The 14,088-nt window shown below is 67.5% G+C and carries 14 protein-coding genes; 6 read left to right on the top strand and 8 right to left on the bottom strand.

Features of this window, described 5'->3' with window-relative positions; translation table 11 throughout:
* Nucleotides 1-207 precede the first annotated feature (207 nt).
* The 3 genes from CDO44_RS03190 to CDO44_RS03200 all read left to right on the top strand — a co-directional run bounded on the left by CDO44_RS03190 (nt 208) and on the right by CDO44_RS03200 (nt 3,106).
* Nucleotides 208-636: a low affinity iron permease family protein gene (locus tag CDO44_RS03190; RefSeq protein WP_233146018.1), complete on the top strand. Its 429-nt coding sequence runs from the start codon at nt 208-210 to the stop codon at nt 634-636.
* Nucleotides 637-703: 67 nt separating this feature from the next.
* The gene (locus tag CDO44_RS03195) at nt 704-2,560 is read left to right on the top strand and encodes a diguanylate cyclase (protein ID WP_087778858.1); all 1,857 of its coding nucleotides are present in this window, start codon (nt 704-706) and stop codon (nt 2,558-2,560) included.
* 99 nt (nt 2,561-2,659) lie between these two features.
* On the top strand, nt 2,660-3,106 hold the full coding sequence (locus tag CDO44_RS03200; protein WP_087778860.1) for a DUF1178 family protein: 447 nt from the start codon (nt 2,660-2,662) through the stop codon (nt 3,104-3,106).
* 124 nt (nt 3,107-3,230) lie between these two features.
* Here CDO44_RS03200 and efp read toward each other — a convergent pair whose 3' ends face one another.
* The 3 genes from efp to CDO44_RS03215 all read right to left on the bottom strand — a co-directional run bounded on the left by efp (nt 3,231) and on the right by CDO44_RS03215 (nt 6,034).
* Nucleotides 3,231-3,788, bottom strand: a complete 558-nt coding sequence (efp, locus tag CDO44_RS03205) for an elongation factor P (protein ID WP_087778862.1) — start codon at nt 3,786-3,788, stop codon at nt 3,231-3,233.
* Between the two features lie 213 nt (nt 3,789-4,001).
* Nucleotides 4,002-5,102 carry an elongation factor P maturation arginine rhamnosyltransferase EarP gene (earP, locus tag CDO44_RS03210; protein WP_087778864.1) on the bottom strand — a complete coding sequence of 367 codons (1,101 nt, stop codon included), beginning with the start codon at nt 5,100-5,102 and terminating at the stop codon, nt 4,002-4,004.
* Nucleotides 5,102-6,034: a LysR family transcriptional regulator gene (locus CDO44_RS03215; RefSeq protein WP_087778866.1), complete on the bottom strand. Its 933-nt coding sequence runs from the start codon at nt 6,032-6,034 to the stop codon at nt 5,102-5,104. Before CDO44_RS03215 ends, earP begins: the two co-directional genes overlap by 1 nt.
* Nucleotides 6,035-6,128: 94 nt before the next feature.
* Here CDO44_RS03215 and CDO44_RS03220 point away from each other — a divergent pair, with 94 nt between their 5' ends.
* Together CDO44_RS03220 and CDO44_RS03225 are read left to right on the top strand one after the other, a co-directional pair.
* Complete coding sequence (locus CDO44_RS03220) at nt 6,129-6,530, top strand: CidA/LrgA family protein (RefSeq protein ID WP_087778867.1); 402 nt, start codon at nt 6,129-6,131, stop codon at nt 6,528-6,530.
* A complete protein-coding gene (locus CDO44_RS03225; RefSeq protein ID WP_233146019.1) occupies nt 6,527-7,204 on the top strand; it encodes an LrgB family protein in 678 nt (225 codons plus the stop codon). The genes CDO44_RS03220 and CDO44_RS03225 overlap by 4 nt, the downstream gene beginning before the upstream one ends.
* Before the next feature lie 43 nt (nt 7,205-7,247).
* Here the strand turns inward: CDO44_RS03225 and CDO44_RS03230 are convergent, their stop codons facing one another.
* Nucleotides 7,248-7,970: a glutathione binding-like protein gene (locus CDO44_RS03230; RefSeq protein ID WP_087778871.1), complete on the bottom strand. Its 723-nt coding sequence runs from the start codon at nt 7,968-7,970 to the stop codon at nt 7,248-7,250.
* A gap of 324 nt (nt 7,971-8,294) precedes the next feature.
* Here CDO44_RS03230 and CDO44_RS03235 point away from each other — a divergent pair, with 324 nt between their 5' ends.
* Entirely contained in the window at nt 8,295-9,290 is a 996-nt protein-coding gene (locus CDO44_RS03235) for a bile acid:sodium symporter family protein (protein WP_087778873.1), read from the top strand.
* A gap of 13 nt (nt 9,291-9,303) precedes the next feature.
* Here the strand turns inward: CDO44_RS03235 and CDO44_RS03240 are convergent, their stop codons facing one another.
* The 4 genes from CDO44_RS03240 to CDO44_RS03255 all read right to left on the bottom strand — a co-directional run bounded on the left by CDO44_RS03240 (nt 9,304) and on the right by CDO44_RS03255 (nt 13,755).
* Nucleotides 9,304-10,491: a DUF2863 family protein gene (locus CDO44_RS03240; protein ID WP_087778875.1), complete on the bottom strand. Its 1,188-nt coding sequence runs from the start codon at nt 10,489-10,491 to the stop codon at nt 9,304-9,306.
* Nucleotides 10,492-10,580: 89 nt separating this feature from the next.
* Nucleotides 10,581-11,495 (bottom strand): tripartite tricarboxylate transporter substrate binding protein, encoded by a 915-nt coding sequence (locus CDO44_RS03245; protein WP_233146021.1) that lies wholly within the window; start codon nt 11,493-11,495, stop codon nt 10,581-10,583.
* Nucleotides 11,496-11,578: 83 nt separating this feature from the next.
* Complete coding sequence (locus CDO44_RS03250; protein WP_087778879.1) at nt 11,579-12,562, bottom strand: hydroxymethylglutaryl-CoA lyase; 984 nt, start codon at nt 12,560-12,562, stop codon at nt 11,579-11,581.
* Complete coding sequence (locus tag CDO44_RS03255) at nt 12,559-13,755, bottom strand: CaiB/BaiF CoA-transferase family protein (protein WP_087778881.1); 1,197 nt, start codon at nt 13,753-13,755, stop codon at nt 12,559-12,561. The genes CDO44_RS03250 and CDO44_RS03255 overlap by 4 nt, the downstream gene beginning before the upstream one ends.
* Nucleotides 13,756-14,088 lie beyond the last annotated feature (333 nt).

Below are 14,088 nucleotides of genomic sequence, written 5' to 3' on the forward strand. Positions count from 1 at the left end.
CGCGCGGTGCGATGGTCAAGGCAGAGTCCAGACCCCAAACGGCATTGCCCTGATGCAATCCGGCTGCGCGAGCAGTAGCGGGTAAGAAAATCCGCGGCCGTGAGGCGTGCCGGTTCGATTCCGGCCGGGCGCACCATCCCTCAGCGTGTCGTCGAGCCGGGCATGCGGCTTGCTGAACCATGGCGTCCGCAGCCTCGGGAGACGGCGATGAACAACGCCAGCAAGCTGAAAAATGGCAAGAGCCATCTCTTCGACCGCTTCGCCACGGCGGTCACCCATGCCACCGGCTCGCCTCCGGCCTTCAGTGTCGCGTTCGCGGCCATCCTGCTGTGGGGCGCGCTGGGGCCGCTGTTCCATTTTTCGGAAACCTGGCAACTCGTGGTCAACACCGGGACCACCATCGTCACCTTCCTGATGGTGTTCCTGATCCAACGCAGCCAGAACAAGGACAGCGAGGCCATCCACCTGAAGCTCGACGAGCTGCTGGGAGCGCTCGAAGGGGCCAACAGCAAGCTCGTGGCGATCGAAACGATGGATGAAGACCACTTGCGCCGGCTCAGCGCCCGCTATCACGCCATGGCGGAGCGGGCGGCGAAGGACCGGGCGCCGCCGTCGCAGAATGCAAATCAACGTTAAGAGAAGTGCAGCCGGCCGGCCAATGGATGTATAGTCGCGGTTAATTTTTGTAACCGTTGTTTGGTCCATGCGCTGGCTAACGTTGTGGGCCACCTTGGTGGTCGCGTGTTTCGGCCTGGTGTGTGCGGCCGCGCTATACGACACCCGCCAGGATGCCAAACGGGCGGCTAGGGAGGCCACGATCAACGTCGGTCGGGTAGTCGCCGATGGCATCGGCCGCGACATCGAGCTGGTCGACCTTTCCCTGCAGTCCATATTGAACGGCCTGCGGCTTGCCGAAGCCGAGGGCCTGGACCCCTATCGCCGCCACCAATTGCTGTTCGACAGCCTGCCCCAGATGCGCGGGGTCGGGACCATGGTGGTGCTGGACGAAGAGGGCAACATAGTCACCGATTCAAAGTCGGTGCAGCCGCGCGGCCTGGGATTCGGCCAGCGGGACTACTTCCGGGTGCACAAAGAGTCGGCCAGCGCCGGACTGTTCGTGAGCCGGCCGTTTTTCTCGCGCCTGACGAATCTGTGGTCGATCGCCATCAGTCGCCGGGTGACGCGCCCCGACGGCAGTTTCGGCGGGGTCGTGGTCGGTACGCTACGAGTGGCCTATCTCGAGAACTTGTTCCGCCAGCTGGACTTGCGCCAGGATGGCGCCATCATGCTGCTGCGCGCCGACGGCGCCGTCATGGCGCGGTTTCCCGCGGTCCAGGGGCTGCTGGGCAAGGAACTGAGCGACATCGAGCTATTCAGGCACTATCCCGCGTCGGAAAGCGGCTACTACGAAACGATTGCCTCGGCTGACGGCGTGGCCCGGCTCTATTCGTATACGGCGGTGCCGTCGTTGCCTCTGGTGGTGCTGGTCGGCATGGCCGACGACGACATTTACGAGGCCTGGCGCAACAAGGCCTGGGTCATTGCCTTGCTGACGCTGTTGCTGTGCATGGGAACCATGGTGCTGGTGTGGATGCTGCGACGGGAGTTCGCCCTGCGCCTGGCGGCCGAACGCAGCGCGCCGCGCAGCGAGGCCAGATACCGGGTCCTGGCCGAGAACTCGGCGGACATCATCGCCATGAGCCGGTTGGACGGCCTGATCACCTACATATCGCCGGCGATCAAGGACGTGCTGGGCTGGGCGCCCGCCGATATCGAGGGGCACAGCGTCAACGATTTCGTGCGGGCCGATTACGTGCCCCTTTTTTCCGGCGACGAGCAGTCCTGGCCGCGCCTCTTGACCTTCCCCGCGCGCCACCGCGACACGTCGTGGATCTGGCTGGAGGCGAGCGTGCGGCGGTTGCCGCCGGAAATGGGCGATGAGCGCTATATCCTGAACATCCGCGACGTCTCGCGGCGCAAGAAGGCCGAGGAGGCCCTGGAGGCGGAGAACGCGCAACTGCTGGCCATGGCCGCCACCGACAGCCTGACCAACCTGTCGAACCGGCGCCGGTTCGACGAGGCCCTGGAACGGGAATGGCGGCGCGCGCATCGCGACCAGACCTCGCTGGCGCTGCTGCTGATCGACGCGGACCACTTCAAGGCCTTGAACGACCACTACGGCCACCAGCACGGCGACCAGTACCTGCGGACCATCGCGCAGTTGATCCAGGGCAACATCCGGCGGCCGGCCGACATGGCGGCTCGCTACGGCGGCGAGGAGTTCGCGGTGTTGTTGCCCAAGACCGACATCGACGGTGCCTACCTGATCGCCGAGAACATTCGCAAGGCCACGCTGGACGCCCGGATTCCCCATTTGAAGGGCGAGCAGGGCGTGATGACGGTCAGCATAGGGGTGGACGCCATGGTTCCTGCCGAGGGCCTGACCGCCGCCACGCTGGTGCGGCAGGCCGACGCGGCGCTCTATGCCGCCAAGCGCCAGGGCCGCAATCGCACCTGTGTGTTCGAACCGCAGCAGGGTTCACTGTCGCGTCCGGTATGAAGTCGTTGCGCGGCGCAGCAGGGAAGGCCGGGCTTGGGGTACCATAAGGCCATCTGACGCAATCCGTGCCGCGCCCCCGGGGCGCAAGGCGCATTTTCCATGGCATTCAAGGTTTTCGATCTGCAATGCGAGCACGGCCACGTTTTCGAGGGCTGGTTCAGCTCGCACTCCGATTTCGATACGCAGCGCGAGCGCGGCCTGATCAGCTGCCCGCTGTGCGATAGCAAATCCATCGACAAGAAGCTCTCGGCGCCGATGCTGAACGTCTCCGGCAGCAAGGCTCCTTCCGAGCAGGCCGCCGTCCGCGATACGGGCAAGCCCGCCGCCATGCAGGCCGCGATGCTGCAGCACCTGCGGCAACTCCTGCGCCAAACCGAGAATGTCGGCGAACGCTTCGCTGCCGAAGCGCGCCGCATCCACCACGGCGAAGCCCCCGAACGCCCCATCCGCGGCGTGGCCACGCACGAAGAACGGCAATCCCTGGCCGAAGAGGGCATCGCCGTCGCCGCGATCCCGGCGCTGCTGGACGACGAGCGATTGCAGTAAGCCCACCCCCTTGCGGCCTTCGGCCGCTCCCCCTCAAGGGGGCGGCGCTGGCGGACCGGCGAAGCCGGATCCGCCGGTCCACCCGCATCGCCCCCTGGGGGGCGTGCGTCAGCGCGTAGGGGGGTTACTTCACCCGGCTGCGATACTCGCCGGTGCGCGTATCGATTTCGATCTTGTCGCCGATTTCGCAGAACAGGGGCACCGGCAGTTCGTAGCCGGTGTTGATCTTGGCGGGTTTCATGACCTTGCCCGAGGTGTCGCCACGGACGGCGGGCTCGGTGTAGGTGATCTCGCGCACGACGATGGTGGGCATTTCGACCGAGATCGCGCGGCCTTCGTAGAAGACCACTTCGACGGGCATGCCTTCTTCGAGGTAGTTGAGCGCGTCGCCCATGCTTTCGGCCTCGACCTCGTACTGGTTGTACTCGGCGTCCATGAACACGTACATGGGGTCGGCGAAGTACGAGTAGGTGCACTCGCGGCGCTCGAGCACCAGGACTTCGAATTTCTCGTCGGCCTTGTAGACCGATTCCGTACCCGAACCCGTGAGCAGGTTCTTGAGCTTCATCTTGACGACGGCGGCGTTGCGGCCCGACTTGTTGTATTCGGCCTTCTGGACGACCAGGGGATCCTTGCCGACCATGATGACGTTGCCGACGCGCAGTTCCTGAGCGATCTTCATACTGGAAATCAACCTTAGGGGGAGGCGACTCTAGTGGCAACCGGCGCAGGCGCCGCAAATGCCAGGTAGGGTCTGACGAAAGCCCCTTTGGGTAGACCCGGCGGAACACCCGCGACCACCCGAAGGATATTCGGCTAGCCTGCCTAAAGGGGCCTGGAAAATTGAGCAGCCTGCTAGTATAGCGTGGCCCGGGGCGTCCCGGCTAGTCGCGCGTCAAGGGCGGCTTTCCTGCAACGCCAGGCAGAAATCCGCCAAATTGGATGCCAGGTCCGGCTGTTTCGCCAGGGCGCCGCTCCAGTCTTGCGCCGCCCGGGTCCACGGCTCGAAGACGGCGGACGACAGGGCCTGAGCCAGCAACTGCGGCAAGCGCGAAGCGCCGGCATCGCCGTTCCAGGCGGTCTGCAGCTCCCGTGCCGCCGCCGGCGCGGGGTAGTGCCGCAGCCAGGCATGGAGCTTGTCGACGTGGGCGGCTTCGGCCTGCGGGTAGATGTGCCACACCAGGGGACGCCCGGCCCACTGGGCGCGGACGAACGAGTCCTCGCCCCGGACGAAATTGAGGTCCGCGCTCCAGAGCAGGCGGTCGTAGTCGGGCTGGGGCAGGAAGGGTATGCGGGCCACGCGCAGACTGCCGCGCGTCCCGGCCGCGAGGTAGGGCGCGACGCCGGGCGGGATGGCCAGCAGCGCGGGCTGGTCGCCGGCCGCCAGCGCGTCGGCCAGGACGGTGGCGGGAGCATCGGCATAGCAGAACAGGGTAAGCAGGCGCTCGCCCGCCAGCGGCTCGGGCAGGCCTATGCCGCCCAGGAAGGCCGCACGCTCGCGTGGGTCGGCCTGCAGGGCGTCGCGCGCGGGCAGGAGGTCCCGTTCGCGCAGCAGCCCGCCGGTGGCGGGGGTGAATCCGGGGAAGAAGAAATACTTGCGCAGCCCCCCGGGCTGGGGCGAGGGTAGGGCGTGGCAGTTCTCGACCCAGTCTTCGGCGCTGAGGTATTCGAGGTTGATCCAGACCGGCGGGCGGACCTGGTCGCGCATGCGCTGCACGAATTCCGCCGGCGGATCGCAGGCGAATGCCTCGATCACCACGTCGCCCGGCGGCAGGGGCGGGGCCGGGCGGGTCCAGTCCACGACGTCCACGCCGTCGGCGCGCTGCGCAGGCAGCCTCGGGTCCACCTCGGGCACCAGGCGGGCCATGGCGTGCAGATCATCCACCCAGAGCCTGACCCGCCAGTCCCGTTCCCGGCGCAGTTGCCGCGCCAGGCGCCAGCACACGCCTATGTCGCCGTAGTTGTCGATCACACGGCAGAAGATGTCGGCGTGCATCAGCGGTTTTCCTCGTCCCAAAGGGGGCCATTATCGCCCGCCGCGCCGCCTGCGCCTGGCAGCGTGCGCCGCGCCAGGTCGAGCCATGCCCGCGCGGCGAACGACAGATAGCGTCCGCGGCGCCAGGCGAAGGCCATGTGCCACCATAGCTGCGGATCTTCCAGCGGCACGACCGCCAGGCGCGAGCGGTCCAGCTGCCGGCTGAACAGCTCCGGTAGCAGCGCCACGCCCACCCCGGCGGCGACCATGGACGCCATGAAGTCCCACTGGCTGCTGCGGCCCGCGATGCGTGGCGCAAAGCCCGCCTGCAGGCAGGCGGCATGGACCACCTCGTTCAGCACGAAGCCTTCGCCATAGAAAATGAAAGGTTCGCCGGCGAGTTCCTCCAGCCGTACGCGCGACCGGCCGGCCCAGGACGAGGATAGCGGCGCGATGAGCCGTAGCGGGAAATTGCAGATGGGCAGTGTCTCGTACTCGTTCTCGTCGGCGGGCAGCAGCATGGCGCCGATCTCCAGCGTGCCCGAACGCAGTTCGTCTTCCACGGAGCGCGATCCGCGCTCGAAAAGCCTGAGTTCGACCTGCGGATAATCCTGGTGAAAGCGCGCCAGCAGGGGGGCCAGCAGGTGGTGCGCGAGCGGTGGGATGCCCACCGCCAGTTCGCCCCGTGCCACCTGGCGCACGTCGGCCAGCTCAGCCTGCAACTGGGCATGCAGGGCCAGGAGCTGGCTGCCGCGTTCCAGCACGATCCGGCCCGTGTCCGTGGGCTCGATGCGGCGGCCGAACTTGCGCAGCACCGGCGTGCCCAGTTCGTCTTCGAGCTGCCGGATCATCTTGCTGACCGTGGGCTGGGTGACGAACAGCGCTCGCGCCGCCCCTGTATAGCTCTGGCGCTGGACGACTTCGACGAAATAGCGGAGGGCGCGCAGGTCCATTTCATTCCAGATTGGAATTTTCCATATGGATTTTATTCATTTTATAAATGGAAGCGTTTTGCCTAGAATTGAGGGTATACCCTAGGTTCAAATCATGCCAGATCGCACTGTTCCCGCATTCGCCGTCCGTCTCCTGCAAGTCCTGATCCTCGTCGCCGTCTGGTGGACGGCCGATACGCTGGTGCGCTGGGCAGGCGTGCCGCTTCCCGGAGGGGTGGTCGGCCTGTTCGCGGTACTTGTGCTGCTGCTGGCCGGATGGCTGCCGCTGCACCGTATCGACCAGGGGGCCCAGTGGCTCCTGGCCGACATGCTGGTTTTCTTCATTCCAGCGGTAGTCGCCATGGTGCGCTACCAGGAGTTGCTCAAGAGCGAGGGGCTGAAGCTCGCGGCGGTGATCGTGCTGGGCAACGCCTGCGTCATGCTCGCCACGGCCTTGACCGTGGAATGGATCGCGCGGCGCCGCAGGACTCGGCAAGGCCGCGGGAGCGTGGCATGATGCTCGCCTTTTGCCTGGCGACGACGGTCGCGCTGTATTACCTCAACAAGCTGCTCTATGCCCGCCATGGGCGCGTATGGACCCATCCCATCGTGCTGACGCCGCTCGCGCTGCTGGGGTTGCTGCTGGCCTTCGGCATCCCGCTGGACGAGTACACGGCCGATACCCGCGTGCTGCTGTGGTTCCTCGGCCCCGCCACGGTGGCGTTCGCGGTGCCCATCTACCAGTACCGGCGCCTGATACGCGAACTCTGGCCCGCATTGGCCGTGGGCACGGTGGTGGGCGTGGCGGCCGCGGTGGGAAGCTCGTGGTGGCTGGCGCGGGCGTTCCACCTGGCGCCCGACGTTGCCCATAGCCTGCTCGTGCGGTCGATCTCCACGCCGTTTGCGCTCGCCACCGCGAACCAGTTCGGCGGCAATGCCGACCTGGCCGCGATGTTCGTGGTGTTCACGGGCCTGGCCGGCATGCTGACGGGAGAGCTGATCCTGGCGCTGATGCCGCGCCGTTCCGGATTGGCGAGCGGCGCGTCCTATGGCGCCGCGGCCCACGCGCTCGGCACAGCCAAGGCGCGGGAACTGGGCGAAGAGGCCGGCGTGATGGCCAGCCTGCTGATGATCTTCAGCGGCTTGGCCATGGTGCTGTTGGCCCCGCTGCTGGGGGCCTGGCTGGCCTGACGGCGGGGTTGGCCGCCGATGCGGCCGCCCCTGGAGCGGGCGTTCAGCGGCGCTGGTACTGCGTGGCGCCGAACAGGTTTTCCTTGGCTGTGGCGTCCTGCGGCTTGCGCTGGTCGGCCAGCACCTGGATGCCGCGCTGGACGGCCGGGCGGGCGTGGATTTCGTCGAACCAGCGCTTGACGTTGGGAAAGTCCGCCAGGTCCACGCCCTGGTTGGCATGCGAACGCGTCCAGGGCCAGGTGGCGATGTCGGCGATGGTGTAGGCCCGGCCGGCCAGGAAGGCGTGGGTGGAGAGCTGCTTGTCCATGACGCCGTACAGGCGCCGGGTCTCGTTGGTGTAGCGGTTGGTGGCGTATTCGATGCGCTCGGGGGCGTACAGCCGGAAGTGATGCGCCTGGCCGAACATGGGGCCGACGCCGCCCATCTGGAACATCAGCCACTGCAGCGTGGTGTAGCGTTCCCGGTCGGTCTTGCCGAGGAATTTGCCGGTCTTGCCGGCCAGATACAGAAGGATCGCGCCGGATTCGAACAGCGACATCGGCTTGCCGTCGGGACCGTCGGGATCGACGATGGCGGGAATCTTGTTGTTGGGGCTGATGGCGAGGAATTCTTCCTTGAACTGATCGCCGGCACCGATGTTGACGCCCGTTACCTCGTACGGGAGCTTGCACTCTTCAAGCATGATGTGCACTTTGTGGCCGTTCGGCGTGGGCCAGGAATAGACCTGGATGGGCTGCTGGGCCGGCTTGGCGATCTTGTCGGTCATGCGTGACTCCGGAAAGAGGGCGAATTCGCTGCGATTATGCGGCAAAGACTTTTGTCCGTGGCCCAAAAGGCGCGTTCTTTGGGGGGAATTGCCCTGGCATTTTTGACCCCGGCGCACAGCAGATGCACCGATTGCGGGCTGGGCAGGGGCGGATCGAAGGGCGATAATGCGCGTTTACCCTCAGCCGGGCACGCCGCCCGGCCTCGGCACGCCGCGGCCTGCGCCGCCGGCCGACGGGTGCGCGCCGCCGGTTTGCCGGCGCTGCCCAGGCGCGATGGACAGGGCGCCAGGCACAGGTTTCTTCGTTTATTGGTTCATCCCCTCATGACACGTCCGCGTTTCCTTCCCGACAGTTTCACCCTCAGCCTGATCGTCGTCGTCGCCCTCGCGAGCTTCCTACCCTGTTCCGGACAGACGGCGGTGGTATTCGACTGGATCACCAACGTCGCGATCGGCCTCCTGTTCTTCCTGCACGGCGCCAAGCTCTCGCGCGAGGCCATCGTGGCGGGCGCCACGCACTGGCGCCTGCACCTGCTGATCTTCGCCTTCACCTTCGCGATGTTCCCGCTGCTGGGGCTGGCGTTCAAGCCTATCCTGGCGCCGCTGGTCACGCCCGACCTGTACCTGGGCATCCTTTTCCTGTGCGCGCTGCCGGCCACGGTGCAGTCGGCCATCGCGCTGACCTCCATGGCCCGAGGCAACATTCCCGCCGCCATCTGCAGCGCCTCGGCCTCGAGCCTGCTGGGCATTTTCCTGACGCCGGTGCTGGTCAAGCTGATGATGAGCACCAGCGGCGAGGCGGGCGTCTCGTTCGAAGCCGTGGGCAAGATCCTGGTCCAGCTCCTGCTGCCGTTCGTGGTCGGCCAGGTGATGCGCCGCTGGATCGGCGGCTGGGTCACGCGCCACCGCGCGGTCCTCAAGTATGTCGACCAGGGTTCCATCCTGCTGGTGGTGTACTCGGCTTTCAGCGAGGCCGTCGTGGGCGGGCTGTGGCACCAGACCTCGACCGCGACGCTGGCGGGTCTCCTCGTGGCTTGCGCGGTGATCCTGGCCGCGGCCCTGCTGGCCACGACCTATGTCAGCCGCGCGCTCGGCTTCTCGAAAGAGGACGAGATCACCATCGTTTTCTGCGGCTCGAAAAAGAGCCTGGCCACCGGCATTCCGATGGCCAAGGTGCTGCTTTCGAGCAGCACCGCAGGCGCGATCGTGCTGCCTCTGATGGTTTTCCACCAAATGCAGCTGATGGTCTGCGCGGTACTCGCCCGGCGCTACGCCAACCGGCCCGAAGCGGCGCCCGAGGCCAGCCCCCGGGTCGCTTGACCGGCTGCCCCGCTCAATGGAAATGGGCGGGGCTGGGGTCGGCGTCTTCCGGCGGTTCGGCGTGGACCAGTTCTCCCAGCGGATTCGGGAAGTAGGGCGCGCCGCAATCGTCGCAGAACTCCATGGGCAGCAGGCCCGGCAGCTTGCGCAGGTCGGTGATGCCCAGTTCGCGCAACTGGTCGGCGATGAGATCGATGGTGGGCATCTCGGGATTGTCGTCCTCGTGCCCGAAGACCGGCCAGGCACAGCCATAGATCACGTCGTTGCTCTGGCGCTGGGTGAAGCCGATGCGGTATTCCTCGGGTTCGGTCTCGCCGCAGGCCGCGATCACGGCGCGCAATTGCTCGGGTGCGAGGCTCAGCGTGGCTTCCAGCCAGGCTACCGAGGCGCGTAGCGATAGCGGCCGCACCCGCCGGTCCGCTTCGCGATTGTTCACGTAATAGGCGTCCGGCAGCAGGCATTCGAAGCCGCAGCCGGGAAGCAGGTCGGCGAACAGCGGCGTGGCCTGGGCCACCCATTGCGCGAGGCAGCTCTCGCGAGTGGGTTCGGACTTGCCCGGGTTTTCCTGCCAGCGGAAGACCGCGGCGCCTTGGGGCACCGCGACGGCGCCCACCAGGTAGCGGGTATCGGCCAGCAGGTTGGCCACCTCGGCCTCGCCGGCCGCCATGCGCGGCGGCGGCAGTTCCAGCGCCTGGGCGCCCAGGCGCGCGAGCCATTGGCGCGTGGCGCTGAACGAGTGGGGCATCTGGTCGACGCTGTAGAGTTCCGGCGCCAGGGCCAGGCTCGCCTCGCCGGCCAGGATGTGGCCGTGCAGATGGGCCTTCAGCGCGGCCAGCAGATCCGCACGGATCGGGCCGTAAGGGATGCTGAAGCGGGTCCAGGCCACCACCGGCGCGACGATCAGCAACACGTCGTAGTCGCGCCCGTCCTTTTGCAGCACGAACGATTCGGACAGCGTTTCGGCCTGCTCGACCAGTATCTCGTACGCGCCGGCATTGCGCTGGTACAGGGTTTCGAGCGCCGCTTCGATGGTGGCGTCCTGGCCGCCGTGCATGAGCTTGTCCAACAGCGCGCCAAGCTCCCGTTCCCAGAAGCGGTCCTCGACGCGGCTGCCCGAGCCGTTGAGCGACAGCGACAGCGACACCAGTTTTTCGGCGTCACGGTTGAGGCGGGAGGAGGATTTGCTGCGGGAACGGGCCATGGATGCGTTGGGTACCGGCGGAAGGATTGTTCGAGTCCGCTAGTGTATCTCCCCGGGGCCCCGCGGGCATCCCGCGGCCCGCTTCGCCTCTATTCCTGGATGTTGGCGGCCTTGACCACCTTGGCCCAGCGGTCCAGTTCGGCGCGCGTGTAGGCGGCGAGTTCGGCCGGATCCATGAAGCGGGCGTCGGCGCCGAGGTCGGCGGCCTTCTTGCGGAAGGCGTCGGTGCGCATGATCTTGCCGATTTCCCCCGCCAGCTTGTTCACGACGGCCGGCGGTGTGCCGGCTGGCGCATACATGGCGAACCACGAGGACACGTCCAGGTCCGGATAGCCCGCTTCGGGCGCCGACGGCACGTCCGGCAGGCTGGCCAGCCGCGACTTGTCGGTGATCGCCAGCGCGCGCAGCTTGCCGGCCTGGATGTGGGGGATGAGCGGCGGCGGCGTGGTGATGGTCATGTCCACGTTGCCGCTCAGCAGGTCGGTCAGCGCGGGGCCGGTGCCCTTGTAGGGAATATGGGTGATGCGCGTGCCGGCCATCATGTTGAGCAGTTCTGTCGAGACCTGCTGCAGCGAGCCGTTGCCGGACGAAGCGTAGTTGAGCTTGCCGGGGTTCGCCTTGGCATAGGCGACGAGGTCCGCGAGCGACTTCACCGGCAGCGACGGATTCACCACCACCACCTGGGGCGCGGACAGGATGTTGGCAACCGGAGCGAAATCCTTGATCGGATCCCAGCCCAGGTTCTTGACCACGGCCGGCGTGATGACCTGATAGCCTGAGTATTGCAGCAGCAGCGTGTAGCCGTCGGGCTTGGCGCGCGCCACCGCTTGGGCGGCAAGGCTGCCGGAGGCGCCAGGGCGGTTCTCCACCACTACCTGCTGGCCCAGGGCCTTGGACAAGGGCTCGGCGATCAGGCGCGCGGCCAGGTCGGTCGTGCCGCCGGGGGCGGCCGAGGCGATCAGGGTAACCGGACGCTGGGGGTAGGTCTCGGCGCCGACCGGCATGGCGGCAAAGGCGAGCGCGCACGACGAGGCGAGGGCGGCAAGGGCCCGATGAGGCATCGACACGGAAGTCTCCTGTAGGGTTGTTATGGGGAAAGCGGTTGCGGGCGTTCGGTCTCGCCCTGGCCGAAATGGCCGGCCAGCCACGCCGGCTCGGGATGGGTGCGCAGCCGCGGTCCGGCGGCCAGCAACTGGTTGGGCAGCTCGCGCGCCACAACCCGGGGCAGCGTGGCCACGACCTCCAGCAGCGGCGCCAGCGACACACCCGTGTCCACGCCCATGCAGGCGAACATGTGGACCAGCTCTTCGCTGTTGACGTTGCCGCTGGCGCCAGGCGCGTAGGGGCAACCGCCCAGACCGCCTACCGCCGCGTCGAAGCGGCGGATGCCGGTCTGCCATCCGGCCAGCGCATTGGCCAGCGCCATGCCGCGCGTGTTGTGCAGGTGGAGGGTAAGCGGGGCCGTGGCGGGCAGGCTTGCCGCCAGCGACGCGCACAGCTCGGCCACCTGGGTGGGATAGGCCATGCCGGTGGTGTCGCACAGTGTGATGCCGGCCGCGCCCGCCTGCGCGAAGCGGTGGGCCAGCCGTTCGACCTCGGCCGGTGCGATGTCGCCTTCGAATGGGCAGCCGAAAGTGGTGGACAGCGACACATTGCAGGGCACGCCTGCTTGCTGGGCGCGTTCCAGCATGGCCAGCAATTGTGCCGTCGATTGTTCCCGGGTCATGCGCAGGTTCGCGCGGTTGTGCGTCTCGCTGACCGACATCACCAGGTTGAGCTCGTCCGCGCCGCCGTCGAAGGCGCGCTCCATGCCTCGCAGGTTGGGCACCAGGCAGGTATAGACCACGCCGGGCCGGCGCCGGATGCGCTGCATGACGGCCTCGGCGTCCGCGAGTGCGGGAATGGCGCGCGCCGAGGTGAAGCTGGTCACCTCGATACGGGCAAAGCCGCAATCGGACAGGGCGTCCACCAGCGCGACCTTGTCGTCGGTGGCGACGAAGGCGGGTTCGATCTGCAGGCCGTCGCGCGGCCCGACTTCATTGATCTCGATGCGTCCGGGGCCGGCGTTCATGCGATCACTCCCTTCTTGCGCAGCATCTCCAGCGTCGCGTCGTCCAGTCCGGCGTCGCGCAGCACCGCCTCGGTGTGCTCGCCCAGCGTGGGGGCACGGTGACGGATAGCGCCGGGATGGGCGGACAGCTTGGGCACGATACCGGGCATCTCGACCTGGAGCCCGCTGGCCGCCGTGACGGTCTCGATCATGCCCCGGGCGCGGTAATGCGGGTCGGTGGCGATGTCGCGCGCCGTGTAGATGCGGCCGGCAGGCACGTCGGCCTCGCGTAGCGCTTCCAGCACCGTGGCGCTGTCCAGCGTGCGCGTCCAGGCGCCGATGGCCTCGTCGAGCTCGGTGGCACGCTGCGCCCGGCCGTCGTTGCGGGCCAGGCCGGGGTCGTCGGCCAGGTCGTCGCGGCCCATGCGGCGCATCAGCCGCACGAAGATGCCGTCGCCATTGCCCGCGATCAGCACGTATTCGCCGTCGGCGCACTGATAGACGTTCGACGGCGCGATGCCGGGCAGGGCGCCGCCCGCGGGCTGGCGCACCGCGCCGAACACCGAGTATTCCGGGAGCAGGCTCTCGCTCAGGTTGAACACGCTCTCGTACAGCGCGGTATCGATCATCTGCCCCTCGCCGCCGCGCGCGTCGCGGTCGTACAGCGCCAGCAGCACGCCCAGCGCGCCGTGCAGGCCGGCGATCGTATCGCCTAGCGACAGGCCGGCCCGCACCGGCGGGCGGCCCGGCTCGCCGGTCAGGTAGCGCAAGCCCGCCATGGCCTCGCCGATGGCGGCAAAGCCCGGCTCGTCGCGCTTGAGGCCGGTCTGGCCGTAACCCGACACCCGCAGCATGATCAGGCGCGGATTCAGCGCGTGCAGGGTTTCCCAGGACAGGCCCCACTTTTCCATGGCGCCGGGGCGGAAGTTCTCGATCAGCACGTCGGCCTGCGCCGCCAGCTTGCGCACCAGCTCCTGGCCTTCGGGCTGGCGCAGGTCCACACATACCGACTGCTTGCTGCGCGACTGGGCTTCCCACCAGACCGACGTGCCTTCGTGCAACATGCGCCATTTGCGCAGCGGATCGCCTTGGCCGGGCGGTTCGATCTTGATGATCTCGGCGCCGAAGTCGGCCAGGGTCTTGGCGGCGAAGGGGCCGGCGATCAACTGGCCCAGTTCCAGGATGCGGATGCCTTCGAGGATTTGGCGTGGCATGGTGTCTCGTCGTTGTGATCGGACGGCATGGGCCGTCCGTCGTCATGGCCGGGCCGATGTGCCGCTGTGGCGACAGTGTGGACGAAACGCGGCCCCGGCGAAATGGGCGATTGGGCAAACGGGGTTTGTCGGATTGCGAAAGCCTGGCTGTTGGAGGTTTGAGTTTTTGACCCGGTCTTGTGCGGTGCGCCGGGGCCGGGCGGGCAGTGGGGCGCAGCGAAGCCGGTCCCGCTGCGCGGGACTTCCCGGCGGGAACAGGGCCGGCGGGGCGGGCGCAGAACTCGGACCGGGATAGCCCACTGGGCTATCCCGACTGCCGTCCTCAAACAGCTG

Source organism: Pigmentiphaga sp. NML080357 (genome assembly GCF_002188465.1).
GTDB lineage: Bacteria > Pseudomonadota > Gammaproteobacteria > Burkholderiales > Burkholderiaceae_B > Pigmentiphaga.